The organism is Synechococcus sp. HK01-R, from assembly GCF_014217855.1.
Taxonomy (GTDB): Bacteria; Cyanobacteriota; Cyanobacteriia; order PCC-6307; family Cyanobiaceae; genus Synechococcus_C.
Map to the genome: position 1 here is coordinate 1,440,333 of NZ_CP059059.1, position 21,699 is coordinate 1,462,031.

General features: G+C 60.6%; 30 protein-coding genes and 2 pseudogenes. 14 read left to right on the forward strand and 18 right to left on the reverse strand.

Features of this window, described 5'->3' with window-relative positions:
• Positions 1–687 (reverse strand): hypothetical protein, encoded by a 687-nt coding sequence (locus H0O21_RS13405; protein ID WP_255440938.1) that lies wholly within the window; start codon positions 685–687, stop codon positions 1–3.
• A 191-nt stretch (positions 688–878) separates the two neighbouring features.
• Here H0O21_RS13405 and H0O21_RS07590 point away from each other — a divergent pair, with 191 nt between their 5' ends.
• From H0O21_RS07590 to H0O21_RS07600, 4 genes are all read left to right on the forward strand, one after another.
• Positions 879–1,604 (forward strand): YcgJ family protein, encoded by a 726-nt coding sequence (locus H0O21_RS07590; RefSeq protein WP_185189250.1) that lies wholly within the window; start codon positions 879–881, stop codon positions 1,602–1,604.
• 330 nt (positions 1,605–1,934) lie between these two features.
• A complete protein-coding gene (locus tag H0O21_RS13410; protein WP_255440939.1) occupies positions 1,935–2,057 on the forward strand; it encodes a hypothetical protein in 123 nt (40 codons plus the stop codon).
• Between the two features lie 98 nt (positions 2,058–2,155).
• Positions 2,156–4,336, forward strand: a complete 2,181-nt coding sequence (locus H0O21_RS07595; protein WP_255440940.1) for a mechanosensitive ion channel family protein — start codon at positions 2,156–2,158, stop codon at positions 4,334–4,336.
• A gap of 87 nt (positions 4,337–4,423) precedes the next feature.
• Entirely contained in the window at positions 4,424–4,675 is a 252-nt protein-coding gene (locus H0O21_RS07600; protein WP_185189251.1) for a hypothetical protein, read from the forward strand.
• Here H0O21_RS07600 and H0O21_RS07605 read toward each other — a convergent pair.
• Positions 4,658–5,581, reverse strand: coding sequence for an amidase family protein (locus tag H0O21_RS07605; RefSeq protein WP_255440941.1), 924 nt, complete (start codon positions 5,579–5,581; stop codon positions 4,658–4,660). The two genes, H0O21_RS07600 and H0O21_RS07605, sit on opposite strands and share 18 nt — an antisense overlap.
• Here H0O21_RS07605 and H0O21_RS07610 point away from each other — a divergent pair.
• Positions 5,536–5,718: pseudogene (locus H0O21_RS07610) on the forward strand (transposase); the annotation flags it as partial. The gene H0O21_RS07605 and the pseudogene H0O21_RS07610 sit on opposite strands and share 46 nt — an antisense overlap.
• A 220-nt stretch (positions 5,719–5,938) precedes the next feature.
• Here the strand turns inward: H0O21_RS07610 and H0O21_RS07615 are convergent.
• From H0O21_RS07615 to H0O21_RS07625, 3 genes are read right to left on the reverse strand one after another with little or no spacing between them, the layout of a single operon-like run.
• Positions 5,939–6,259, reverse strand: a complete 321-nt coding sequence (locus H0O21_RS07615) for a hypothetical protein (protein ID WP_185189253.1) — start codon at positions 6,257–6,259, stop codon at positions 5,939–5,941.
• A 27-nt stretch (positions 6,260–6,286) separates the two neighbouring features.
• Positions 6,287–7,048: a fatty acid desaturase gene (locus tag H0O21_RS07620; protein WP_185189254.1), complete on the reverse strand. Its 762-nt coding sequence runs from the start codon at positions 7,046–7,048 to the stop codon at positions 6,287–6,289.
• Positions 7,035–7,991, reverse strand: a complete 957-nt coding sequence (locus H0O21_RS07625; protein ID WP_185189255.1) for an orange carotenoid-binding protein — start codon at positions 7,989–7,991, stop codon at positions 7,035–7,037. Before H0O21_RS07625 ends, H0O21_RS07620 begins: the two co-directional genes overlap by 14 nt.
• Positions 7,992–8,627: 636 nt before the next feature.
• Here H0O21_RS07625 and H0O21_RS07630 point away from each other — a divergent pair.
• Positions 8,628–8,894 carry a hypothetical protein gene (locus H0O21_RS07630; protein ID WP_185189256.1) on the forward strand — a complete coding sequence of 89 codons (267 nt, stop codon included), beginning with the start codon at positions 8,628–8,630 and terminating at the stop codon, positions 8,892–8,894.
• 12 nt (positions 8,895–8,906) lie between these two features.
• Here the strand turns inward: H0O21_RS07630 and H0O21_RS07635 are convergent, their stop codons facing one another.
• The 3 genes from H0O21_RS07635 to H0O21_RS07645 form a co-directional block, all read right to left on the reverse strand.
• On the reverse strand, positions 8,907–9,335 hold the full coding sequence (locus H0O21_RS07635) for a hypothetical protein (RefSeq protein WP_185189257.1): 429 nt from the start codon (positions 9,333–9,335) through the stop codon (positions 8,907–8,909).
• A gap of 383 nt (positions 9,336–9,718) precedes the next feature.
• On the reverse strand, positions 9,719–9,940 hold the full coding sequence (locus tag H0O21_RS07640; protein WP_185189258.1) for a hypothetical protein: 222 nt from the start codon (positions 9,938–9,940) through the stop codon (positions 9,719–9,721).
• Between the two features lie 69 nt (positions 9,941–10,009).
• On the reverse strand, positions 10,010–10,624 hold the full coding sequence (locus H0O21_RS07645; RefSeq protein ID WP_185189259.1) for a DUF3598 family protein: 615 nt from the start codon (positions 10,622–10,624) through the stop codon (positions 10,010–10,012).
• Between the two features lie 114 nt (positions 10,625–10,738).
• On the opposite strand from H0O21_RS07645, the gene H0O21_RS07650 reads away from it, so the two are divergent.
• Together H0O21_RS07650 and H0O21_RS07655 are read left to right on the forward strand one after the other, a co-directional pair.
• The gene (locus H0O21_RS07650) at positions 10,739–10,903 is read left to right on the forward strand and encodes a hypothetical protein (RefSeq protein WP_185189260.1); all 165 of its coding nucleotides are present in this window, start codon (positions 10,739–10,741) and stop codon (positions 10,901–10,903) included.
• Positions 10,903–11,688, forward strand: a pseudogene (locus tag H0O21_RS07655) (NAD(P)-binding protein); the annotation flags it as partial. The gene H0O21_RS07650 and the pseudogene H0O21_RS07655, both read left to right, overlap by 1 nt.
• Here the strand turns inward: H0O21_RS07655 and H0O21_RS13640 are convergent.
• The gene (locus H0O21_RS13640; protein ID WP_185189261.1) at positions 11,656–12,330 is read right to left on the reverse strand and encodes a phosphatase PAP2 family protein; all 675 of its coding nucleotides are present in this window, start codon (positions 12,328–12,330) and stop codon (positions 11,656–11,658) included. The pseudogene H0O21_RS07655 and the gene H0O21_RS13640 sit on opposite strands and share 33 nt — an antisense overlap.
• On the opposite strand from H0O21_RS13640, the gene H0O21_RS07665 reads away from it, so the two are divergent.
• On the forward strand, positions 12,329–12,559 hold the full coding sequence (locus tag H0O21_RS07665; RefSeq protein ID WP_185189262.1) for a hypothetical protein: 231 nt from the start codon (positions 12,329–12,331) through the stop codon (positions 12,557–12,559). The two genes, H0O21_RS13640 and H0O21_RS07665, sit on opposite strands and share 2 nt — an antisense overlap.
• 38 nt (positions 12,560–12,597) lie before the next feature.
• Entirely contained in the window at positions 12,598–13,581 is a 984-nt protein-coding gene (locus tag H0O21_RS07670; RefSeq protein WP_185189263.1) for an SDR family NAD(P)-dependent oxidoreductase, read from the forward strand.
• A gap of 244 nt (positions 13,582–13,825) precedes the next feature.
• Here H0O21_RS07670 and H0O21_RS07675 read toward each other — a convergent pair whose 3' ends face one another.
• The 5 genes from H0O21_RS07675 to H0O21_RS07695 all read right to left on the reverse strand — a co-directional run bounded on the left by H0O21_RS07675 (position 13,826) and on the right by H0O21_RS07695 (position 16,434).
• On the reverse strand, positions 13,826–14,674 hold the full coding sequence (locus H0O21_RS07675; protein WP_185189264.1) for an NAD-dependent epimerase/dehydratase family protein: 849 nt from the start codon (positions 14,672–14,674) through the stop codon (positions 13,826–13,828).
• 104 nt (positions 14,675–14,778) lie between these two features.
• On the reverse strand, positions 14,779–15,195 hold the full coding sequence (locus tag H0O21_RS07680) for a cupin domain-containing protein (protein WP_185189265.1): 417 nt from the start codon (positions 15,193–15,195) through the stop codon (positions 14,779–14,781).
• An 81-nt stretch (positions 15,196–15,276) separates the two neighbouring features.
• A complete protein-coding gene (locus H0O21_RS07685; RefSeq protein ID WP_185189266.1) occupies positions 15,277–15,549 on the reverse strand; it encodes a DUF1651 domain-containing protein in 273 nt (90 codons plus the stop codon).
• 72 nt (positions 15,550–15,621) lie between these two features.
• A complete protein-coding gene (locus H0O21_RS07690) occupies positions 15,622–15,798 on the reverse strand; it encodes a hypothetical protein (protein WP_185189267.1) in 177 nt (58 codons plus the stop codon).
• Between the two features lie 531 nt (positions 15,799–16,329).
• Entirely contained in the window at positions 16,330–16,434 is a 105-nt protein-coding gene (locus H0O21_RS07695) for a DUF4278 domain-containing protein (protein ID WP_185189268.1), read from the reverse strand.
• A gap of 192 nt (positions 16,435–16,626) precedes the next feature.
• On the opposite strand from H0O21_RS07695, the gene H0O21_RS07700 reads away from it, so the two are divergent.
• Together H0O21_RS07700 and H0O21_RS07705 are read left to right on the forward strand one after the other, a co-directional pair.
• Positions 16,627–18,336: an alpha-keto acid decarboxylase family protein gene (locus H0O21_RS07700; RefSeq protein WP_185189269.1), complete on the forward strand. Its 1,710-nt coding sequence runs from the start codon at positions 16,627–16,629 to the stop codon at positions 18,334–18,336.
• 215 nt (positions 18,337–18,551) lie between these two features.
• Positions 18,552–18,776 carry a hypothetical protein gene (locus H0O21_RS07705; protein WP_185189270.1) on the forward strand — a complete coding sequence of 75 codons (225 nt, stop codon included), beginning with the start codon at positions 18,552–18,554 and terminating at the stop codon, positions 18,774–18,776.
• On the opposite strand, the gene H0O21_RS07710 is transcribed toward H0O21_RS07705, so the two are convergent.
• Both H0O21_RS07710 and H0O21_RS07715 read right to left on the reverse strand, forming a co-directional pair.
• Positions 18,777–19,037 (reverse strand): DUF1651 domain-containing protein, encoded by a 261-nt coding sequence (locus H0O21_RS07710; RefSeq protein ID WP_185189271.1) that lies wholly within the window; start codon positions 19,035–19,037, stop codon positions 18,777–18,779.
• A 4-nt stretch (positions 19,038–19,041) separates the two neighbouring features.
• A complete protein-coding gene (locus H0O21_RS07715; RefSeq protein WP_185189272.1) occupies positions 19,042–19,287 on the reverse strand; it encodes a hypothetical protein in 246 nt (81 codons plus the stop codon).
• 227 nt (positions 19,288–19,514) lie between these two features.
• On the opposite strand from H0O21_RS07715, the gene H0O21_RS07720 reads away from it, so the two are divergent.
• A complete protein-coding gene (locus H0O21_RS07720) occupies positions 19,515–19,691 on the forward strand; it encodes a hypothetical protein (RefSeq protein WP_185189273.1) in 177 nt (58 codons plus the stop codon).
• Positions 19,639–19,923 (forward strand): type II toxin-antitoxin system HigA family antitoxin, encoded by a 285-nt coding sequence (locus H0O21_RS13645; protein WP_185189274.1) that lies wholly within the window; start codon positions 19,639–19,641, stop codon positions 19,921–19,923. The genes H0O21_RS07720 and H0O21_RS13645 overlap by 53 nt, the downstream gene beginning before the upstream one ends.
• Positions 19,924–19,996: 73 nt before the next feature.
• Here H0O21_RS13645 and H0O21_RS07730 read toward each other — a convergent pair whose 3' ends face one another.
• Entirely contained in the window at positions 19,997–20,920 is a 924-nt protein-coding gene (locus H0O21_RS07730; protein ID WP_185189275.1) for a nucleotidyl transferase AbiEii/AbiGii toxin family protein, read from the reverse strand.
• The gene (locus H0O21_RS07735) at positions 20,917–21,666 is read right to left on the reverse strand and encodes a type IV toxin-antitoxin system AbiEi family antitoxin domain-containing protein (protein ID WP_185189276.1); all 750 of its coding nucleotides are present in this window, start codon (positions 21,664–21,666) and stop codon (positions 20,917–20,919) included. Before H0O21_RS07735 ends, H0O21_RS07730 begins: the two co-directional genes overlap by 4 nt.
• Positions 21,667–21,699 lie beyond the last annotated feature (33 nt).

Genomic DNA, 21,699 nt, shown 5'->3' on the forward strand with positions numbered 1-21,699 from the left:
TCACTCCAGGACCCTGGCCGGCCCTGTGCACACCCAGGTGCGGTTGATGCCTGGTGCTGCCAGGAAGGGGGCGTCGTAGACATTCGAACGCCCTTGGCTGTTGTTACTGCTTTGCACGCGCCACTGCTCGCGTTCGCAGCTCACCGACACGGTGAGGCTGCCGCTGCCCTGCTTGTTGATCCGCAGCAGGCGCACTCCGTCGTAGAGGCCCAGGGGCTTGGCATCCAGCTGTTTGAGCAGGATCGCCAAGGCCTGCTGGGGCTCGGCGCTGGCCTGATTCGGTTTCGCTGCGCAGAGATCGCTCAGGCCTGAGTTGGGGCATTGCTCGAGCGACATATCAAAAATGATCGTGTTGCCGTTGGCTTGATTGATAAGCCCGAAGCTGCCGGCGTACTCCCGCAGCATCCATTCCCCTCCCCTTGCGTCTTTGTAGAAGCCCACATTGCGGGCAGCACCGTCTTTCACCCGGGTGTAGGTGTCGTGGACGCCGTCTTTCCACTCAATCTTGAACCGGTCGCAGGGGGCATCGGCGCAGAGAAAGGTGCGCCGGCAGGGGATGCTCTTGTTGTTGTAGAGGCAGCTCACCCAGGGTTCAGCGGCCATGGCTTTCCCGGCACTGTTCGCAGTGATGGCGTTGACCCCACCGAGGAGGAGTGCCGAACTGAGCCCCAGTGCGATTCGGATCATTGGGTGAGTGATGCCGTGGCTTTGCGTCGACATCATCGTTTGATCCACGACAGCGCGCCTGCGTTGTTCGTTTCTGTCGTACTCGGAGGCAGCGACAGGGCACAGCTTCAAAGGGAGACACTTGCCGCCTCGCTGGATAACGCAGCGAACTTCGGTCTCTAGTTTTTCGCTGCTTGTTCTCTTGTGTCGCGATGCGCTCTGCCGTTCTGATGGCCGGTGTTGCTGGTTTGCTGATCAGTCCCCTGGCGGCCCAGGCCAACACTGATGCCATCACTTTTCCCCGTGCAGGTGAGGTCTGCGACCAGGTGGGGCAGGTCTGTTACGACAGCTACGGGCCTTCCATCGGCATCACCAAGATCTATTTCGGTCAGTTCGCCGCCGATCGCCTGACGCAGAACCTCAGCGGCTCCAACAGCCGCGACTTCCGGCTCAGCTCCGGTCAGGCCTGCAGCATTGCGCAGCGCACCTGTTGGAAAGATGGTTGGAGTGCCCAGAAGAAAGCCAAGCGGCTCACCAGGCAGTTGTTCGGCGCTGACCCGGTGCAGCCTCAACCCCAGCCACAGAAGCAGGTGGCGCAACAAACCGGGTTCTGCAGCCTCAGCGAAGCGGGCAGAACCATGTTCGATGGGCCCTGTGATCTCAAGCAGGTGGTGAAGGGAAACAACAGCCGCTACCGCATCCATCTCGGCAACGGCAACACCTATGTGTTCACCAGCAAAGGGGGCCATAGCTACACCATCACCGCTTCTTTCGGGGGCAGCTGGCCGGTGACCTTCGTGGATCACGGCAACACCGGTGTGTTCCGCTTCGCCAACTACAAGCTGGTGGCCACCCAGAACAATGGCAGCCCGCAGCCCACTGCCGGGGAAGCGGTTGGAGCGGCCGTTGGTGCTTTGCTGCAGAACCTGTTCAAATAAGCCGTTGCTCGCCCTGGTCCCTGTTTCTCATGGGCCAGGGTGGTGAACTCAGATCACCGCCGCGTCATACCGACCCTCAGTATTGGTTGGAGCCGAAACAGCGTCAGCAGGGCTCTCGCCGGATTGTCAGCTGATCCGTGTTATCGGCGCTTTCGACGCGAGTGGTGAGCTTGGTTGTGATCGGTCTGTAGATCTGGTGGATGAATTCCCGGGCTGTCCCTTGGGGAGCTCTGCGTCGCCACAGGTAACGCAACTTCCAGCTTCAAGCCTGAGTGGAGGCTCCCAAGACTATCGGCCATTGCTATTGAACGGGAATGGCTTGAGTGCTCTATGGCTCCCACCCTTCTGTTCATCACCGGGGCGCTGGCCGGGCTCATTGCCGGCTGCACCCTGCGTCCATCCTTAGTGCAGTGGTTCAGTGCTGTTGCGGCCCCGGGGGCGGGCAGCAGCTAGAAGGAGCTCGCCCGGTTGGTGTGGGTTCGATGCACAGCAACCTCGGCGTTGAGGTTGGAGTCGAACCCTCTGGCTAACGTCAACCCAACCGTTCGGCGATGACTGGCGTGCGCAGGAGCAAATGGATCGTTGCGTTTCTGGCTGGCCTTCTGAGTGCGTGCCTGCTCTCCGGTCTGCCGCTCTGGGCTGGTCCTCAAACAGGGAACCATCAGCTGCTGGATCAGCGTTATGGGAGTGCCCAGACGGTGATTCCGCTCGAGGATCAGCCGTTTTACACCGATCTGGAACGGCGTGCCGATCTCTGGCGCCACACGCCCCTGGGGCAGGTGGTGGGGGACTCACCGCAGGCCACCCTGCTCAATTTCTATGCCGTGATGGCTGATGTGGGTCAACTGATCGAGGATGTGGAGGCGTCGCACCTCAACGATCGCGGCCTGTTCTGGAACCGTCAGGCCCGGGCTGAGATGGAGGAAGTGGAGGTGCGCTTCGATGCGGCGGTGGCGTCGCTGGATGGATCGCTGTTCCCGCTCGGCGTGCGCCCGTACCTCAAGGACGAAGCGGCGATTCAGCTCAAGCATGTTCTCGATTTCATCTTCAACAGCAGCCGGCAGGTGATCACCATCCCCGATGCCGCCGCCATGAAGGCGCTGAATGACGAACGCTCCAAAGACACCCAGTCATGGACGCTTCCGGGGTCCTCGATCGTGCTCACCAGCCAGCTGGCGGAGGATGCGGCCAACAGCAACTTTTATTTCTCGGCGGCCACGGTGGCGAGCGCCTCGGCCATGTATGCCCAGCTGAGCCGGCAGGTGGCTGATCTCGGCGATCAGACCTTTGTCACCCGCAATTTCTACGACGATTTCATTCACACCCCCGGCCGCCTGTTCCCGCCCAAGTGGTACCTGAATTTTCCAGCCGGCCTGCGCGCCGGTCTGGAGACCGAGGTGCTCTTCGGGCAGACCCTGTTCCGGCTGGTGCTGTCGGTGCTGGCGATCGGTCTGCTGCTGGTGTTGCTGTCGCTGCTGTTCCGGCAGCTGATCCGCTCCTTCCGCACCATCTCCACGGATGCGGCGGGGGTCTGGATGCGCGATTCGCTGGCCTGGAAGCGCTTTGTGCTGGTGCTGCCGATGGTGATCGCCACCAAGGCCGTGGAGTTGCTCGTGGACGACTACCTCAACTACACCGGCCTGCCCCTGGTGGTGCTCACGTTGCTGTTTGAAGTCGCCTACTTCAGCCTGGGCGTGTTGCTGGTGTTTTTGTTCTTCGAGGCGCTGGGCCGCTCGGTGTCGGAGGGGCTGGTGCGCCTGTCGGGCAGTCACGACGTCTGGCGCCTCTCTCGCACCAGCAACCGGGTGATGCCCACCTGCCGGATCGTGTCGGGGGTGGTGGCTGTGGCCCTGATCTACAAGCTGCTGCTGCAGCTGGGCCTGTCGCCCACTCTGGTGCTTGCCCTCTCCACCGTGCCCGGCCTGGCGATCGGCCTCGGTGCCTCCAAGCTGCTCAGCAACCTCTTCGCCGGCCTGTCGCTGCAGACCGACCGGCCGCTGCGGGTGGGGGAGTTCTGCGAGATCGGCGACCAGCAGGGCTTCCTCACCAAGATCGGCCTGCGCTCAGTGGAACTCGAAACGGTCACCGGTCGCGTCACGATTCCGAATGCGGTGGCGGAAGACTGCATCGTCAACAACCTCTCGCGCCATGTCACCGTCGCCGGTTCGCCTCAGCTGCAGGGCCTGGAGCTGAACCTCGAGCTGGATGCGGAGTCTCCGTTCAGCCCCGATCAGATCGCCGATCTGCTGGCGCTGGCGCGCCGCTATGCCGAGGGCCGGCCCGATCTGATCAATCCCTGCCTCACCGTGGAGCTGGAGCCAGGTTCGCCGCAGCGGCTGCGCTGCATCGGCCTGATTCACGTGGTGAACTGGCGCGACTACATCGATCTGCAGGAGTCCCTGACGCTCGCCTTCAATCAGCTGATCTATCGGGTGGATCTCTCCCACTTCGTGCTCTCGGTGTCGTACGACACCACCGATCAGCAGCTGGCATCGATCCCCGGCCTGGTGCGCGGGATCATTGATCGCACAGCCGGATTCGAGCTGAAGGCCTGCCGGCTGCTGGCTATCGCCGAGTTCAGCTACGACTTCAAATGTCACCTCGTCTCGGAAGGGCTGACCTTCACCGCGTTCAAGGATTCGATCGACTGGATCAACCGGGAGCTGTTGCGGGAGCTGGCGGCGGCGGAGATCGTGATCCCTTTCCCCACCGCGATCGAGATCAAGGGGTGACGACGCTGTGGCCGTAGATGATTCCGCCGCGATCGCGCCCCTGATGCCTCTCAAGGCGCAGATCCCCAACCATGCAAGGCCTGCCGCATGCACGCCGACCTGCGTGACACGGATCCAGCGGAGTTCCCTCCTGCCACGATCTTGCGGAGCAATCAGCTCCTTCTGATCTCAGCTGATCTGGAACGACGGTTCTGCTATTGGGTGTTGACCCAGCTCAAAACCGACACATTCAACCGCCTTCAGTCTTTGTTCATCCACGTCGATGAGCTGCAGCCCCGACCGCTGGCCGTCTCAGGCAACCATCTCGATCACCGCTGCCGATCAGCCTCTGCCGGTTGATCGCTCCTGGTCGACTTCGGATTGATTCAGGAATTCAGGGAACCGGTCGCCTCTGAACAGGGCGGGTGCTTCGGAGGCAAACGCTGAAGCGATGCGCATTGCGGTTGCATCGTCATAGGTGGTCGTGCAGATCTGAAGACCCGTGGGCATCTGATTGCGATTGAGACCTGTGGGGATGGAGACGACCGGATTCCAGTTCAGGAGATTCCACAGTGCTGTGAGCACCCAGCCCACGTTGGGCTCCACGGGCTGACCGTTGATGCGGATGGTGTCTCTGGTGGGATCGAAATCGGCCGCGACATCGCTGGTGGCCAGTGTGGGCATCAGCACTGCGCTGTACCCGTTCAGGAAGACAGCATCCTGAATCCGTTTGTAGAGGGCATTGATCATGTCTTCGGCCTGCTTGGCTTCGGCGCTGCCGCGAGTCGTTGCCGCCATCTCGGAGAAGTAACGGCCGTAGAGAGCATTGACGAGGGCGGTGCGAAGTGCGGGGCCGTCCACGCCGAGATTCAGATCAACCTCGTCAATGACTGCACCCTGACGCTCAAAGACCCGCAAGGCTTCACGGGTGTTCGCCTGCGTGTCCGCATCGATTTCGGCCCAGCCTTGATTCATGCTGAAGGCGATCCGCATGCCTTTGATGGATGGATAGCTGAGGGGAAGCTCCAGCTTGGGTCTCAGGGCCGTTGGCGTATAGGGGGCCGGTCCGCTGAGCACGTTCTGCAAACGCACCATCCCTTCGAAGGTTCGGGCCATCGGCCCTTCTGTGGAGGGCAACAGAAAGGTGGAGCCCGGTGGCGATGCGACCAGGCAAACGCCGAGCGCTACCTGACACTCCAGAAGGAAGGCTTGAGGATCTGATCGAGGCTGCAAAGGCACACGTCCGCGCCAAGGTTGAGCACCCATTCAGGGTGATCAAACAACAGTTCGGCTTTCAAAAGACCCGACTGCGTGGCCTGGCCAAGAATCGATGCAAGATTAATGTGATGGCCGCACTGACCAATCTGTTTCTCGCTCGTGGCCATCTACTGGCTGCAGCATGAACACAGAACTGGTGTGGCTGTTGGGATGAACAGGGTGCCAAAAGAGAAGGCAAAGAGCCCGTAATCAGCTATCCAGGGGCTGATTCAAGTTTCAATGCAACACAAAGGCCACGTCAGACAACTTTTGGCGGCCCCGCGCCGCTCAAACCGGCGTTGCCCAGAGCTTCCCTAGTAAGAGTTAACCCTGAAAATATTAATTGCTGTTAATTGAAGCCTGTCTCTAGAACATTGACATCGCTTTGACTTTGCTCAGTTTTTTCTGATCTAAGCCATTGAGGTCGTCTGAGGTGATCAATTTTTGTTTGATCATGTCTGCAAGCGTGAAAAGAATATTGCTGGTGTCGAAATCAGCCAGGCCCTCGTATTGATAGCGCTCCGTGCTCAGATAATCGTGGAGTAACCAAATCGACTCAGGGGAGCTGAGGTCCCCAACGCTTTCCTGAAGGGTTTGAATCAAGACCTCGATGGAGCGCTGCTTGCCTGCCTCGAATGCTGCGCGAGCGATTGTTAATTCGTCTGGGGTCCAGTCAGTTGTCGACATGGGGATTGGGGGAGTGGAGGTTTGCGATCAGGCTTGGTGACTCTTTAAAGACTGCTGGTGTGCGGCGTGCAGCTTGGGCAGCTGATACCAAGGCGTTGAAGGGAATTCATGGTGTTCCCGATGGTAGCCAAAGTGGTAACAAGCTGCGAAAGATAGTGCTGCTGGAAGTCGGAGGCTTGTCGGTTGATTGGATGCGTTGTAAGCATTCAATCGTTTTCTGTGAGGTAAACAGGTGCCGATCAGGAACAGCTGCCAGGAGCTGATGATGAGAGGCAGAACAGCAAAGAGAATGATGGCTCGTGCTGCATGGTCTTGAACGCTCAGGGTCACAAAGAAAAGCGCAAGCCAGATTGCCGCAAGGCGGACAATCTGTTGGCCTCCGATGTAATGACCTAGGAAATGAACGTACCAAGCCAAGATGGATTGCTCACCTGTTTGGCAGTAATCGGGGTCTGACTCGGATGCAGGATGTTGGTGATGAAGATGGTGGTTGCGAGAGCAAGTCGTATACGACAAGCCTGCATAGGCCATTAAGCACCAACGTCCGATTCGGCGGTTCAAGGCGAAAGCCCCTGGTGCCAAGCTTTGGTGCATTGCATCGTGGGCCACGATGAACAGGCCGGTGTGCAGGAAGCTGCGGAGCAGAACCAGCGCAATCACCACAGCAAGCTGTGCCTGTTGAACAGGAAAGCCAAGGCAGACCACAAGGGACAGAAGCCAGCCGGCACCAATCAGCCCGGCAAGTTTCAGCCCCTTGTTGGACACAGGCGCTACCTCATTTCGCGCCAAGTTTCAGCAGCTCTGCAGGGGAGGCCAGCAAGTCGATGGCAACGAAGTAGATCTTGTTGTTGTCATCGAGCAGGAAGCGCCAGGCAACGTTCATGCCCACTTCGCGGCCGAACCAAGGGGTTTGCACCTTGCCGGTGACTTTGATCTGGTTGAAGCCACCCTCTGCGGGCTCGCCGAAGCCGCCCTGGGGCATCAGCTTCAAGTTCTGGCAGTCGCGCTTGAAGAACTTGAGAATGGCTTCACGGCCAACGATCGGACGCTGGAAGGGGGGCTGGAGGGCGCCGTCGTCAAGGAACAGATCGATCAGTTGATCGAAATCGTTGGCGTTGAGGAGCTTCATGTAGCTCAGGATCGTCTCGTTGAGCACGCCTGGGATGAAGATCTCCTCGCGTTGCTCGATCGGAGTGGGAGCGACGATGGGTTCAGACACCACTTTGTCGTCGTCGAGGTTGGGGTCGAAGCCCATGTCAACCACGAAGTTGCGCAGCAGGGTGATCTGCTGGCCCTGTTCCACTTTCTTCACCGCGTCGAGAACAGACGAGGCGTTGGCAGACAGCTTGTAGCCCTGGGGGATCGGCGCCACTTTGCCCTGGCGCATCAGCTCACCGAGCTCGTACCAGAAGCCCAGCTTCACGTTCACCGACCAGTAGGCGTAGCGGCTGGAAATCGGGGATTCGATCTTGGCGGCCAGGTCGCACATCACCTTGGTCTGCTCGTCGAAGCTCATCGCCACCATCTCGTCGAGGGTGGGTTGGGCCAGAGCCATGCGAGCGGCGCCAGGAGCGGCAATGGTGATCGAGCGACCCATCTCGAGATAGGCAAACCAGATCAGCGCCAGTTGGTCTTCGGCGCTGAGCAGTTTGAAGCGGGCTGTAATCGCTGGGACGGCGTCGGCAGTCTTGGTTTCAGGAAAAATCTGACGAGCTTTGTCGAGCGTGTACATCCGCAAAACCATTGGGTCAGCGGAACCGTAACACTGTGTTTCAAAAAAAGCGTCAGCGGAAGCCGATATTTGCCTTTATTCGATCTTTGTGGTAATGCGGCCTTGCTTCGAGGGGTTCGCTGGCCATCGCGAGTTGGATCTCTAAGGAGAAGGCCGCCTTCCCGGGTGGAAAGACGGCCTAACTCGCTCGTTCGCGCATGGTTGAACCCCGTCACGTCTTGAGGAAAGAAGGAAAGGGGCGAAGCGTTCTGGCGTTGGCAACCCTGGGGCCATGACGTCCAGGAGTAGTGCTGATGAAGCTCCGGGGCACCTTGTCTGAAGGAACAGCGTTGGGCGGTGCAATGGAGTGTCGATTCGCGTGGCGCACCGGATCAGTGCCTACGAAAGGACCAGCTCTACGGATGAGTGGAAACTGTTGGAGCAGGGGCCAGAAGTCAGAGAGCTTCTTGGATCTGGTTGGGTGGAGTGTCGGCTGTCATCAGCGCCTCCGATCTCGATGGACCTACTTTGCGGTGAATGGCGTTGGTTGCCTATCCGTGTAAAGGCGCATTGCCTTTGCGTGCAAAGCAAACGAAAGTTTGAACGGCGTGGCTGACGCAGGGGCGCTAAGACAAGCCTGCTGACGCTTTAGGTGCGATGTCGAAGGCTCGAGACATGGTCAACGCCCACCTGTTCCCCGTGCTGGGGGTGGTGGCCACAGTCAGTTCTGTGTCGATTGCTGTTTCCCTGAGGCCGATCGCGGAACAGGCGACCCGGTGGAACACCTGTTACAGCGACAGCATCACTTGGTATCGGGCCAACAAACCCGACTGGACGGTGCAGGACCAGGAGGTGTTTGCCTCCAACTTCTGCAACGGAGGGATTCCCGTGAAACCAGGCCCCGGCTTCCAGAAGGCGAATTGATCAGGGATCTGATCAGGGGGCGCTGACGCTGATGCGGTTGCCGAACCCGCCGACCTCTTCGAGTTCGAAGGAGCGGTGGCCGCTCATCAGCCAGCGGGTGCCGGTGCTGTCGACCATCTCCCGTTTGTCGGTGGTGGCAGGGCCGACGGGGGTGAAGGTGTACACCGGACCTTCGGCATGGCTGAAGAAGAGGGTGAACCCGTCGTTGGCGGCGGGCTCTGTGCGGCAGGTCGACGCCACCTCATTGAGCTGGCAGGTCAAGGGCCATTGGTCGGTGCTCTTTTCTGCTGTGCCCTTGTCCGCAGTGGGCTCGGTTGCAGCGGTGTTCGGGGTCGTGGATTGGGTGCTGCCGGCCGTGCTTGCGGCCGTGGTGTCGGGCTTGGTCTGGGTGCAGCCGGCCAGCAGGAGTGCACTGCTGAGTAGGAATGCGCTGGTTTTCATCGCGTTCGATGCAGATCTCGCCGATGGTTCTGTAGAGAGCTATGGCTCCGTTGCCCAGGCAGCGTGGACACTTGCTTCAACGCCGTTGGTTTCGTGGTCCGATTCGGTTCATGCAGGGGAGCCATGGCTGCCCTGAACCAAGTGTGATGCTCTTCCCCCTTCGCCGTTCTTCCGAGCCAAAAAAATTCCCAAGAGCCGAAGCTCTCGGGAGTTGGTGCCCCGTCCCATGGGACCTGCAACAGGTCTAGGGCGATGGCTTCAGAGGCGAAAGATGCGGCTTGCCGCCTTGCAAGGTTCGGTCGGGCTGTGGCCTTCTCTCAACTGAGCGGATTTCACTGTGCGCTTCGTTCAACTGTGCGCTTCGTTCAACTGTGCGCTTCGTCTCAGCTGAGGGTGTCGACGCGGAACTCGGTGGTGGCATCGCCTGCTGCGTTTTGCAGGGTCACATCAAAAAACCAACTGCGGTCATCGGGGCTGCGGCGGTTCACCTTCCACTGCTGCACGGCGGTGTTGGCCAAGGCCAGGGTGAGGGCATCGCCGCTGCAGCCACTGCACTCCAGCTGTTGGGTGGGGAACCCATCGGCACTGATTTCAAAACGGCGCATGGGGCGATGGATTGAGGCTGATGGTGAGGTGGGCGACCCTAATCCTGCTCACGCCAACCTGCTGAAGCCTTAGCCCCAGGCCTCTGAAAGGGGTTGCATCTGGCCCTGGCTGTCGTAGCGACGCATGATCTGATGGTTGCTGCCATCTGGGGAGGACCAACGCAGGCCGCAGGCGGTGGCGTCGCCGCTTTGGCGGACGCGGCTGTCGAGCAGCAGTTCCACGCCGGGCTCGGGCGTCCAGACCGTGAACGCGTTGATGGGGTGGCTTGGGCAGTGCAATGGCTCGGGGAGGAGTGGTTGCAGCGGCTCGTCTTGGCTTTCCCTCACGTACACCACGCTGTCGAGGCCGCTGGTGCCGTGGCGCACGATCATGCGGCGCCGTTGCGTCCCCCGCACCACGCACAGTTCCCCCACCCAGTTCCAGGGGGTGATCGAGCTGGGGCCCAGCGACCAGCCACCGTCTGCGCCCACTTGCATCGTGAAGGGCAGGGCCGTGAAGTTCATGGCCCGCTGCTCGCCTCTGTTCACGTAGGTGAGGTTGGTTTGAATCACCCCGTCGCGTTCTTCCACATCCAGCACGGTGGGGAAGCGTTCCTGCTCAAGGCCGCTGCCATTGAGGCGGATGAAGCACCCCGCCCAGCGTCCGCTGTTGTGGTTCAGCAGCGTTGAACGGGGATCGTGCATGGAGCGTTGCCGCCATCGGGTGGGGGCATCGTGGCGGCAACGACCGCGCCACTGCGGATTGGGCTGCAGCGATGCCGATGGTGTGTCTTTAGCCTCGAGTGCCGTCCGCTGCCGATGACGATTCCCTTCGGTGAGCCCGAGCCGAGCGATGCCCTCTTGAGCAAATCTGTGGCCAGCACGCGGCTGCGGATCTGGTTGACCGAACGGCTGCGCCACCTGGCTGGTGCGCAGCGCATTCAGGATGCCCGGGCGTTGCGCAGTGAATTTTCCCTGGAGTGATGGCCATGACTGACGCCTCCAAGCCTTCCCATGTGGTGGTGATCGGTGCCGGCTGGGCTGGCTGGGGCGCTGCCAAAGCCCTCTGCGAAGCCGGTGTGCGCGTCACCCTGCTGGATGGTCTGGCAGACCCCACCGGTGCGACGCCGCTCATCACCGCCAGCGGCAAGCCGTTTGAAGCCGGCACGCGCGGTTTCTGGAAGGACTATCCCAACATCAACGCTCTCACCGCTGAGCTCGGCCTCAGCGATGTGTTCACCGAATTCACCACCAGCGCCTTCTGGTCTCCGCAGGGTCTGGAAGCGACCGCGCCCGTGTTCGGTGAGGGCCCTCAGCTGCCCAGTCCGTTGGGGCAGGCCTTCGCCACCATCAACAACTTCAAGCGGTTGCCGGTTGCCGACCGCTTGAGCATCGCCGGGTTGTTGGTTGCCATGCTCGACCTGCATCGCAACCAGGTGGTGTACGAGCAGTACGACCGCATCGATGCACTGACGCTGTTCCAACAGCTGCGGATCAGTGACCGCATGATCAACGAGTTCCTGCGGCCGATCCTGCTGGTGGGTCTGTTCAAGCCACCGGAAGAGCTCTCGGCGGCGGTGACGATGGAACTCCTCTACTACTACGCCCTCGCTCATCAGGATTCGTTTGATGTGCGCTGGATCAACAGCAAGAGCATCGCCGAGCAGTTGCTGGCGCCGTTGAGCCAAATGCTCTGCAGTGAGCACAAGCTCGAGGTGCTGGGGGGAACGGTGGCATCACGCTTGACCCTCGATGCAGACGCTGCGGCTTTCGCCGTAGGCGCGTCCGCGGGCGATCAGTTCATCGCTGCGGTCCGGCGCGATCGTGCTGAGGATCAAGCCCCAACCCCAACCCACGGCCGTATGGCCTGAGGGGTAAGAGCCATCGCTGCGCAGCGCTGGTTCATCTTCCGGTGTGCAGATCGGTTGGCCATTCACCATGAAGGGCCGCTGACGCTGGTATTTGTTTTTGGCGGGGTAGGTGGAGAGTCCCAGGTCGGTCATGCTGCGGCGCATCAGCATCAGCAGCTTGGGCGTCTCCGTTTCGTTGATTGGTACGCCTAAGGCGCAGGAAAAGGTGGCGGCGACGCCGGGAAAGTGCAGGTCGGCATCCTTGGCGGCCAGGGTCCAACGGGCCGTGCCTCGCAGCGCAAAGGTGGCTTTGGCCGTGGCTTGATCGAGGGCCTCTGCCGCACTGCCTGATGCCGGTGGACCGTCGACCAGGGCCAGAGCCTTGGCCATCTCGTTCTTCTCGAGATAGCCCTTCCAGATTCCAGGCTTGATAGCCCTGCTGCTTTGGTTGTTGTGGTGCGGCTGGTGCAAATTGACCTGATTCGGATCAGGGTCGGTTTTCTGCCCCACAGCAGGCACGGGGCAGCCGCCACAGTTCTGGCATTGACGGATCCAATCCATGGCCGATCACAAGCTGTCGGTGGAGCAACGCTTTCGGCTCGAGGCCGCCTGCCGCAAGTTGGATGGCTGCGATGACATCGATGCCATCCGTGATCTGGCCAAGCAGCTGCTTCATTCCCTGGAAATGGAGAGGGCATCGGCACGGCAGGCCATCGCCGATCTCAGGCAGAACAATGAGCAAGCCCCTTCTCTGGCCCGGCGCTTTGGCTTCAACATCAACCAGATGTGAGGGTCAATGGGGGACTCGCAGCTCGGCAGGGTGATGCGATGAAGCGGCTTCTGATGACCGGCGCGAGTTCGGGCATTGGCCTGGAGGCGGCGCGTCTGCTGGCCTGCGCCGGTCATCAGCTCACCCTGTTGTGCCGTTCGCAGGAGCGTTGTGAACAGACGCGCCAGCATCTGCTCGCAGCGGGCGCCGATGCCAGCCGCATTGTTTGCCACGCCGTCGACCTGGCGGATCTGTTCAGTGTGGAGCGGGGCTGTCAACAGCTGTTGGCACAGGGCCAGGCCTTGGATGGGCTGGTGCTCAATGCCGGTCAGCAACGGGCTGGTGCTACGGCTCCGGTGTTCAGTGCTCAGGGGATCGAGATCACCTTTGCGGTGAATCAACTGGCCCACCAGTGGATTGCCACCCGACTGCTGCCGTTGTTGCGAGCCGGAGAGCAGCCACGGCTGGTGATCACGGCCTCGGATGTGCATGACCCCGCCACGGGCGGAGGCCGGGTGGGCCAACCCGCGGATCTGGGGGATCTGGCGGGACTGCGCTCTGGAGCAAGCTTTGTGATGCTCGATGGCAGTGAGCGCTTTGATGGCGACAAGGCCTACAAAGACAGCAAGCTCTGCAACGTGCTGCTGGGCCGTGAACTCGCCCGACAGCTGGAGGGGGTGATGCCGGTGATCGCCTGGAGCCCGGGCCTGGTGATTCCCCGGTGCCGAGAGGGCTTCTTTCGCTACAACCGCCAGAGCAATCCGGTGGGCATGGCGCTGTTTGCTGCGGTGGCCCGGGATCTGTTGCGGGTGACTGAATCGGTGCAGACGGCCGGGCGACTGCTGGCGGCGCTCACCACGGAGGCTGACTATGGCACTCCTGGTTTCAGTTATTGGAGCAACCGGTTGGTGCGGCCGGGTCTGCATCGCTTTGAAGCGAAGGCCACCAGCCCCAATGCTGCCGACTTTGACCAGGCTTCGGCGTTGTGGCGGTTGTCGGAGCTTTTGATTGGACGCTGCCTTGACTGTGTGTCAAGGCCATGATCAGGTGTTTACGCCGGTTTCGGCGTCAAGACACTTGAGGCGATCCGGGCAAGCCCCTGTTGTTGCGACGTTGGCATGACATTCGCTACATCAAGCTGTGTCAGCCCTGATGTGAGCACTCTTTCGTCGCAATCGAACTGAAAATCCCCTTTGTGTTTTTCGGAGCCCTGACCGTGGGCTCTGCTGTGGTGTTGATGGCGAACAGATAGCAGGAGCTCGTTCCCCTTGGCGGGGTGTTGAGGGGTTACACGGATTCGGGCACCAGCATCGATGGGGACTGAAAGCTGAAGCCAGCTGCTTTAATCTTGTCGTTCGACACCCTGGCGTTCATCATGCGCGCGCCTGCCGGTTCGCTGTGGCCCCACAGCACGGGAGGAAGCCCCTCGCGGTCGCAGATCAAGGTCGAGAGTTCGCGGCGGGACAGCTGCATGTCGTCGACAAGGTTGTAGGTGCCCTCGAGGCCTTGTTGAAAGGCGAAATGCACGCCGCGGGTGATGTCGAGGATGCTGCTCCACGCTGGAATGGCATTGCCATTTTTGGGGACTTGCTGTCCCGCTGCGCGGCGAATCATGGCCACCATGTCGCGGCCGGGACCGTAGATCCCGCCCAGGCGGAGAATGCAGATTTCGGTGTCGGGTCGATCGATGTTGCGCAGAAGGTCTTCCGCTGAGGCCAGCAGCGCATTCACCGGATTGCTGGTGTCGCAAGGAGAGTCTTCATTCACGCCGTTGCCCTGCTGGTCGCCGTAAACGCCGGCGCTGCTGATCAGGGTGATGTGCAGGTTTCGGGTGCTGCGGCGGCAGCGCAAGGCACGGGTGAGGTTGCGCAGGCCGCTGGCAAACACGCTGTTGTAGCCCTCGCTCTGCTGGGTGGGAGCCACACTGATCAGGAGGCCGTCGAGCTGCTCGAGAAAGGTGAAATCCGCTGCGGCATCGGTGAGGTCCAGCTGATGGGCCTCATGAACCACCTCCTGGAGTGCTGGCATGCGCTCAGGCGAGCGGGTGGTGCCGATGAGCTGATGGCCTGCATATTTGAGGTGCACGGCGACATCACTGCCGACGTAGCCGCAGCCAATTACTCCAAAAACCGCCATGCTTGTCTCTCAACTGCACATGTTGTAACGATTTTGGTGTGGCTTCGGGTGCAGCGATGCTTACCGTTTCAGCACTCTGTTGGGCGCGGCCTCGATGCCGGCTCTCACCCCGCGATCAATGCATCCCACTGCTGGAGGAGGGCGCGGGGCACGGGGCGCGGGCGATAGTCGCGCGGATCGCTGGGGCCGTGCCGCAGCACGGCATTCACCATCACCGCCGCCTGGCAACTGCGGTTAATCGCTCCATGCGGCACGCCTGCGGGAATGCGCACCCAGGTGGCTTCGTCTTCTCGCAGGGTGATGCGGCGCAACTGCCGGTTCTGCAACACGATCAGATCGACGCTGCCGCGCAGCACCATCAACTGGTCGGTTTGTCGGCGGTGACAGAACAGCTGGGGTTGGTCTGATGAGGGGACTTCTGCGATGAGGGTTGCATCGCTTGGCAAGGGGTCGCTGAAAAAGGCCACGCCGGCTTGAAGGCCTGAGCGGGGAAGAATTTCAACGGGTCGATGACTCGACATCGTCGCAAGGATCAAGTGTTTTCACGATTGCGACCTTCTGTTATTGCCATGGGTGTCGTTTGGTACGAAAGGCGCCTGATGTCAGCAATGGCAGATCCTTTGAACCTGACGCCAGCCGGAGGCTCGCAGTTGGCCCCAGCGCTCCAGTGCATCGTCGAGAGAAATCAGACGGCGGTTCTGGGTGACTGGCGGATGGGGCGGAACCCAGTAAAGGTAGCGCAATTCGATCCATTCGCCGCTGCCTTTATTCACAGGTTTGAAGTGCAGCAGTTGACGACTCCTGCCATGCATCAACCAGCTCCCCGCGGGGGGCTCGGGCTGATGTCGTTTGGCGTTGGGAGGTCGATGCCGCATGCCTCCACTCTTGTCGATCGTGCTCTGTGTGGTGAGCCGAATCGTGCATGATTGCGATCAGTTGGCAGGTGATCAGTCTTCAAAGCGGTAGCGGCTTTGCAGCGCACCATCGTCGGCATGGCGGCTCAGGTATTGGGCATTACTCCAACCTTTCACAATGACGCAACCTTGCTCGCCGCAAACGCGGAAGTGATGATCACCGAGAGCTTCAATCGTTGAGGGTCGGCAGCTCGAAAGTCTGTTCTGCATCGCTATTAAAGCAAAAGGCTTGTTGTGAGTTAACACGTTGGGACGTCGTTAAACCATGAACTATGGAAATCGCAAGTGAAGACTTCACCTGCAGATCAGCCATGGGGCCACCACCCCGGTTTGGAGAAGCGTCGGGGAGAGGTGGCCTGAAGCGGAACGTTCGTGGTGAAGCGTTCCGCTGACGGCAATGGGCTGTGTCTTGAAGCCGCTGCTGCCGCGACCACTGTCTAGTGGTCTTGCTCTGGAGCTGCAAAGAGCAAATATGCTCACTTCAAAGCGTCTTACACATCCAGCCTGCATGGGTGTTGTCGGCTCAGGTGCCTGCCTGCCCGATCCCTCACGCTATTGAATCAGCGAAGGCCGATGCCCTGGGAGCGGGCCCAGGCGTAACCCAGAAAGGCCACGAGGTTGAAACCGATCACGAAGGCCCAGAGCCGCCAGGGTTGTTGGGGGTTGTTCATGGTTGCCATTAAAAAACCCCGCATCAGCGGGGTTGAGAAGCATCGTGAGCCGATGGCATTCACTGGGCGTTCATTTCTGAACAACAGTGCCGCGATACACGAGAACTGGGCGCTGGTTGCTGGTGGCAGCAGCGGTGTTCTGCACGTACTTCTGGCCGCGATAGGTCAGGGTCATGATGAGGTTCCTCGAAGCAAGCTCAGGTCCCCGTTCCATGGCCTGAGTCGAACTGCGCCTCTCTGAATGAGAGGTGAACGTATGTAGCGGTGGCTACCCGATCAGTGTGCCGCCTTTGGCGGATTCGTGTCGTTCATGCGGGCACAGATCAATGGCTCTTGCCAAACTTTCAGTGATTGCGCTGCTGTGGTGATGGCTCCTTCCGTCGTGACCTACGCGCTGGATCGTCTTGCCGATCTCGGCATTGGGCATGTCTTCGGGGTGCCAGGGGATTACTCGTTCCCGCTGAATGATGCGGTGGAGGTGCATCCACGGCTGCAGTGGGTTCCGTCCGCGAATGAATTGAATGCGGCCTATGCAGCTGATGGCTATGCCCGCCGCCGCGGTGCCGGCATTGTGTGCACCACCTACGGCGTGGGGGAACTGAGTGCGCTCAATGGCCTGATGGGCGCGATGGCCGAGCGGTTGCCGGTGTTTCATCTGGTGGGCACCCCCAGTTTGCGCATCGTGCGCCAGGGTCTGATCTGTCATCACACCCTTGGGGATCGCAACTACCAGCGTTTTGAGGCGATTTCCGCCGCCGCCAGCTGTGTGAGCGCGCGCTTGACCCCTGAAAACGTGGTGATCGAACTGGAGCGGGTGATCGATAAAGCCCTGGAGGAATCCAGACCGGCCTATCTCACCTTTCCGATGGATCTGGCGCTGATGCCAATCACTGGCACGCCGATCCAGGGGGCTCCGCTTGGTGCGATTGATCAACACGCCAGCGTTGCCGTGGAACTGGAGGCGGTGCTCGATCTGCTCGAAGCCAGGATCAAAGCGGCGCAGCGGCCGGTGGTGCTGCCCACCATCACCTTGCGGCGTTATGGATTGGTGGAGGCCTTTGAGGCGTTTCTTGAGGCGTCGGGTTTGGCCTATGCCACCACGCCGATGGACAAGGCCCTGCTCAGCGAAGGCCATCCCGCTTTCCTTGGGATGTACAACGGCGGTCGCTCCACTCCCGCAGAGTTGCAAGGGGTTGTGGAAGACGCCGACCTGTTGATCGATGTGGGCGGACTGGTCTTGGAGGACCTCAACACCGGCCTTTGGAGCGGACGGGTGGATGGGCGCCGCACCGTGGCCTTGCATGCCGATTGGGTGCAGGCCGGTGATCAGGTGTTCACCAGCGTGAGCATCAGTGATGTGCTGGCCGGACTGACTCGGCGTTTCCAAGCGGATGCGCCACGCGTTGCCTGTTGGGGAGACCAGCGACCGGTTCAACCCTCACCGCTGCTGCCCCTCAGTGGAGAGGGCGATCAAGCCACGGGATCAGCCAGTTTCTATCCCCGCCTGCAGCGCTTCCTGCGAGCCACGGATCTGCTGGTGTCCGACACCGGCACCTGCCTGCTGCAGCTCAATGCGATACGGCTGCCGGCTGATGTGGCCATGGAAAGCCAAACGCTCTGGAGTTCGATCGGTTGGGGCACGCCGGCAGCGTTGGGGTGTGCCTTGGCGGATCAAGGCCGCCGGGTGGTGTTGGTGACGGGCGATGGCGCCCATCAACTCACCGTGCAGGAAATCGGTGTGATGGGTTTCACCGGCGTCACCCCTGTGGTGATCGTGCTCAACAACGGCCTCTATGGGGTGGAGGCCCTGATCAGTGAAACGGGCCATGCCTATAACGACTTGCCTCCCTGGCGTTATGCGGAGATCCCGGCGGCACTGGGTTGCAAAGGATGGTGGTGCGGCAGGGCCTCCACGGTGGTGGAGCTGGAGCAGGCGTTCACGGCAATCAATGCCCACAACGGGGCTGCCTATCTGGAGGTGTTGATTCCAGCGGCAGAAAGTCAGCCCCTAGCCGAGGAGGTGATTGAAACCATGCACCAAACCACCACGCCAATGCTCAAAGATCAATCGAGGTGATGGTGAGGATGCCGTCGTTGGGCAGGTTTCGGAAGGCGAAGCTGCTGGCGCTGTGCAGATTGAAATGGCGGTCGCTCGCTTGATTCACTGGCCTCAATGCTTGCTGTGGTCCTGATCGCAGCTGCGTCCAGGCCAGATCACCCTCAGCTACCAAGGTTTTCAGGCCTCGATGACGTTGCTAGGTGTTGATCGAGAGTTGCGTTCGGAAAGCTCCAATGGAATTTCATGGGACCTTCCTCGAACTTCAAGCTGCTGTGGAAAAGCTTGGTGTGCCCTGCCATTGGGAGCATCGCCACGATTTCGAATCTGCTTTTTTTGATGACGGCATCAGCAACCTCAAGTTGAACTGGTGGCCTGCAACTGGTGCCATCCAAATGATTGGCGACCCTGAGGTTCGTACTGAGCGGTGGCAGCGGCTGCAGTTGCTGCTTGAGATCTGATCACCAGTGCGGCTGGCACCGCACCCATCTGGCCTTGAGCATGCGCTCCCAGGCTTCGATGGCGTTATGGCGCAGCATCCGACGCACGACGGGCTGCCCGCCGCCATGAAGCGGGCGCGTTTCCACCTCAATCCACTTGGCATGGGCTGACGGCAACGCATTGCGAAAACAGCAGATCAGCTGCTGCTCCTGGCTCATCAGCCAACCCTCGCCTTGCTTCTGAGGGTGTTGCTCAACCTGGGGCTGGTCTTTCTTAGCCATCAGCTCAATCCTTGGTGCCCCCACAGGCATGCCGGGGTTGGTAGCCGTTGTGTTCTGCCAGGTAGCGGAGGTAAACGATCGAATGGCGATCGGGAAGACCTGCCGCAGCAATCAAGCCAAGGGGGCCAAACAGCAGGCCGGCCAGCAACCAGCGGTTGCTGTTGCGCGCCTTCTGGGCCGCCAGGGTTTTGGACCAAAAGGCGCTGGCCAGATGAGAGACCACCACCATCACCAACAACTTGGGCTCCATGGAATGCTCGCAATTCACCCTTCTATAGCCAGTGCAAGGGTGAAGTTCATCGCTCAGGGCATGGCGCCAACGCCACGGCACGGTATCCAGCTCTTGCCACGATGTCGCGCATGCTGAAATCTCCCAGTGGTTGACTGATTGTTCAGCAGGCACTTGAGCTTTTTTAAATCCGTAGTGAAGTAGTGCGTCGCAGCACTGTTGGCGCTCCTGGTTGCCACCTTGTGGATATGAGCTTGACCCTTCAATTGTTAGTGGCGCGTGGCACTGCACGCGGACTCATCAACGGCATTGCCTCACCTGACTATGGCGAGGTGATCACCTTGAGAAAGTATTTGCTGCAGGAGGGTGAGCATGGCCTGGCATTCGGCCTGCTCACGCTTGCCAAGACCATGCAGCCCACCTGAGCCCATCGCCGCGATTGAATTTGTACTGGAGCAACGAGGGCTGTCGCGAAAAGATTTAGAAGGAGTCATTGGGAGCAGCGGCCGTATTTCAGAGGTGATGAACAAGCAACGCTCGCTTTCGTTGGCCATGATCCGAAAGTTGGTGGAGACGTTTGATCTTCCCGCTGATGTGTTGATTCGTCGCACAGGAAGCACAGCGGCTCAGAGCTTCACGTCCCGCGTGGCGCTGTAGGCGTCGTACGGGAACCAATCCCGCCCGGTGCCCTGATGACTGGCGTGGTGGGGTGGAACGCGGCGCGGAGGCATCAGCGCAGTCCTCCTTCCTGCTGAAAGCAGGCCTCAAGCCCCTGCAGCTGTTCTGCGCGCTTGGCACCCTTCAGTTTGGCCAGGTTCTGAAGCTTCCAGCGGATGGCCGGAAGCTCCTGCAGATGGGCAAACGGCATGCACTCCCAGCGGGGTTGGTTCTGCACCAGCGAAAGCAGGAAATTACGGTGCTGATCGGTGAGGGCGCGGGGCAGGCCCTGCACCAGACGTTCTCGGGTCTGCTCCAGTGTGTCCAGGCTGATCTCGGCGCGGGTCATGCCATCGAACTGATTGGCGAACGGGGCTTCCAACGGATGCAGACGGGGCTTCAGCACCTCATGCACCGGCCTGTTATGGCTGGCCAGATAGACCACGAAGCAATCCACGATCTCCGGGGTCAGGCCCGTGTCGTTGTAGAGAATATGAACATCAAAGAGATCGCGGGGATGCTGGCGGTCCATGGCGGCCACAAGCTTGCTGCCATAGAGCTCAGCGGTGGCGAGCAAGGGCAGGGTGACCGCCTGGGCAAATTCCTCCTCGGTGGTTGGTGAAAGGGGTCGTTGCTGCAACGGGAGCAGTGTGCCGCGAAACACCTCATTCACCTCCACCTTCACTTCGGCCAGTGGGCCCAGAACCTTCAGCTTGCTTTCGTTGTTGCTGCTGTTTCTATGCAGCAGCACCTCGTAGCCCATGGCCTCAAGCTTCTCGCTGATCACTCGCAATTCAGTGGAGATGGCTTGCAACGCGGTTGCTCGATCAAGGGTGTGGTCGGTGAACACCACATCGATATCGACCGACAAGCGGGGCAGGTCGTGTAGGAACAGATTGAGGGCGGTGCCGCCTTTGATGGCGAAGTTGGGTGACTCGAACACCACGGGTGCGATGTCCAGCAACTGGCGAACCGTGGCGGTGTAGACGCCGTTCATGGGGTTGCGGCCAGATTCAGCCGTTCACCCGTACGGCCCACGGCCACCCAGCGGCGGCCGCCACCGAGGCGGCGGCTGTGCTGCTGGGCCAATGATGCCCAGGGCAACTCCAGCTCGGTTGCAAGACGAGCTGCGAGGCGCACAACTTTGATGCGAGATAGGTGGCCGAGAAGCTCATCCATCAGCGGGAGCCTCAGGTTGCGCGTACTCTCCACCAGCTGGCGAACCTCCTCCAGGCCTTCAAAGCTGCCGGTTTCGCTGAGTAACTCCAGCAGGGCCCGTTCCGGGGCGGATACAGGCAGCTCTGGATGGCCGCCAGCCAGGGGTGCCAGGCCCAGACCAGCCGGTAGATCCGGGGCAAAGATGTGGGCCACGCGGTAGCGCACGCGCACGACGCCATTCAGCCAACCGGGAAGGCGGGCCGGCTGATCACCCCAGAGCACCACGGTTTCCCTGTAGGCCAGGTTGTGACGGACACCACGCCAAGCCAAAGCCGTTTTGCCGGCGACGTGCAGGCCAGGCACCTGCTTCGCCAGGAAGGCCAGGCAGTCGTCCCGCTGGAGGGTGTCGCCGGGAAGGGCGTAGGCACCGCGGCCGAGGCGCAACAGCCAGCCCGAGCGCACCAGAGCAGAGGCCCGCTTGGCCGCGATGCCATGGGCATCAAGGGTCTCCACCCCCAGGGGGCCGCCGCGAGGAAGCTGCGCCAGAGCCTCCTTGAATGAAAAACGGGCCACAGCTCGTGCCATAGAGGAACTGTAGCTGTTTTTCCATGCAGGCCT

Excerpts from the sequence above, each read along its gene's own strand:
- H0O21_RS07735 (WP_185189276.1), bottom strand. The coding sequence starts at position 21,666 with ATGGCACGAGCTGTGGCCCGTTTTTCATTCAAGGAGGCTCTGGCGCAG.
- H0O21_RS07605 (WP_255440941.1), bottom strand. The coding sequence starts at position 5,581 with ATGGGTGCTCAACCTTGGCGCGGACGTGTGCCTTTGCAGCCTCGATCA.
- H0O21_RS07595 (WP_255440940.1), top strand. The coding sequence starts at position 2,156 with ATGACTGGCGTGCGCAGGAGCAAATGGATCGTTGCGTTTCTGGCTGGC.
- H0O21_RS07645 (WP_185189259.1), bottom strand. The coding sequence starts at position 10,624 with ATGCACGATCCCCGTTCAACGCTGCTGAACCACAACAGCGGACGCTGG.
- H0O21_RS07600 (WP_185189251.1), top strand. The coding sequence starts at position 4,424 with ATGCACGCCGACCTGCGTGACACGGATCCAGCGGAGTTCCCTCCTGCC.
- H0O21_RS07650 (WP_185189260.1), top strand. The coding sequence starts at position 10,739 with ATGACGATTCCCTTCGGTGAGCCCGAGCCGAGCGATGCCCTCTTGAGC.
- H0O21_RS07670 (WP_185189263.1), top strand. The coding sequence starts at position 12,598 with ATGAAGCGGCTTCTGATGACCGGCGCGAGTTCGGGCATTGGCCTGGAG.
- H0O21_RS07705 (WP_185189270.1), top strand. The coding sequence starts at position 18,552 with ATGGAATTTCATGGGACCTTCCTCGAACTTCAAGCTGCTGTGGAAAAG.
- H0O21_RS07590 (WP_185189250.1), top strand. The coding sequence starts at position 879 with ATGCGCTCTGCCGTTCTGATGGCCGGTGTTGCTGGTTTGCTGATCAGT.
- H0O21_RS07700 (WP_185189269.1), top strand. The coding sequence starts at position 16,627 with ATGGCTCCTTCCGTCGTGACCTACGCGCTGGATCGTCTTGCCGATCTC.
- H0O21_RS07690 (WP_185189267.1), bottom strand. The coding sequence starts at position 15,798 with ATGCAGAACAGACTTTCGAGCTGCCGACCCTCAACGATTGAAGCTCTC.
- H0O21_RS13405 (WP_255440938.1), bottom strand. The coding sequence starts at position 687 with ATGATCCGAATCGCACTGGGGCTCAGTTCGGCACTCCTCCTCGGTGGG.
- H0O21_RS13410 (WP_255440939.1), top strand. The coding sequence starts at position 1,935 with ATGGCTCCCACCCTTCTGTTCATCACCGGGGCGCTGGCCGGGCTCATT.
- H0O21_RS07665 (WP_185189262.1), top strand. The coding sequence starts at position 12,329 with ATGGCCGATCACAAGCTGTCGGTGGAGCAACGCTTTCGGCTCGAGGCC.
- H0O21_RS13645 (WP_185189274.1), top strand. The coding sequence starts at position 19,639 with ATGGCCTGGCATTCGGCCTGCTCACGCTTGCCAAGACCATGCAGCCCA.
- H0O21_RS07640 (WP_185189258.1), bottom strand. The coding sequence starts at position 9,940 with ATGCGCCGTTTTGAAATCAGTGCCGATGGGTTCCCCACCCAACAGCTG.
- H0O21_RS07685 (WP_185189266.1), bottom strand. The coding sequence starts at position 15,549 with ATGCGGCATCGACCTCCCAACGCCAAACGACATCAGCCCGAGCCCCCC.
- H0O21_RS07630 (WP_185189256.1), top strand. The coding sequence starts at position 8,628 with ATGTCGAAGGCTCGAGACATGGTCAACGCCCACCTGTTCCCCGTGCTG.
- H0O21_RS07710 (WP_185189271.1), bottom strand. The coding sequence starts at position 19,037 with ATGGCTAAGAAAGACCAGCCCCAGGTTGAGCAACACCCTCAGAAGCAA.
- H0O21_RS07615 (WP_185189253.1), bottom strand. The coding sequence starts at position 6,259 with ATGTCGACAACTGACTGGACCCCAGACGAATTAACAATCGCTCGCGCA.
- H0O21_RS13640 (WP_185189261.1), bottom strand. The coding sequence starts at position 12,330 with ATGGATTGGATCCGTCAATGCCAGAACTGTGGCGGCTGCCCCGTGCCT.
- H0O21_RS07675 (WP_185189264.1), bottom strand. The coding sequence starts at position 14,674 with ATGGCGGTTTTTGGAGTAATTGGCTGCGGCTACGTCGGCAGTGATGTC.
- H0O21_RS07720 (WP_185189273.1), top strand. The coding sequence starts at position 19,515 with ATGAGCTTGACCCTTCAATTGTTAGTGGCGCGTGGCACTGCACGCGGA.
- H0O21_RS07625 (WP_185189255.1), bottom strand. The coding sequence starts at position 7,991 with ATGTACACGCTCGACAAAGCTCGTCAGATTTTTCCTGAAACCAAGACT.
- H0O21_RS07695 (WP_185189268.1), bottom strand. The coding sequence starts at position 16,434 with ATGACCCTGACCTATCGCGGCCAGAAGTACGTGCAGAACACCGCTGCT.
- H0O21_RS07715 (WP_185189272.1), bottom strand. The coding sequence starts at position 19,287 with ATGGAGCCCAAGTTGTTGGTGATGGTGGTGGTCTCTCATCTGGCCAGC.
- H0O21_RS07635 (WP_185189257.1), bottom strand. The coding sequence starts at position 9,335 with ATGAAAACCAGCGCATTCCTACTCAGCAGTGCACTCCTGCTGGCCGGC.
- H0O21_RS07680 (WP_185189265.1), bottom strand. The coding sequence starts at position 15,195 with ATGTCGAGTCATCGACCCGTTGAAATTCTTCCCCGCTCAGGCCTTCAA.
- H0O21_RS07730 (WP_185189275.1), bottom strand. The coding sequence starts at position 20,920 with ATGAACGGCGTCTACACCGCCACGGTTCGCCAGTTGCTGGACATCGCA.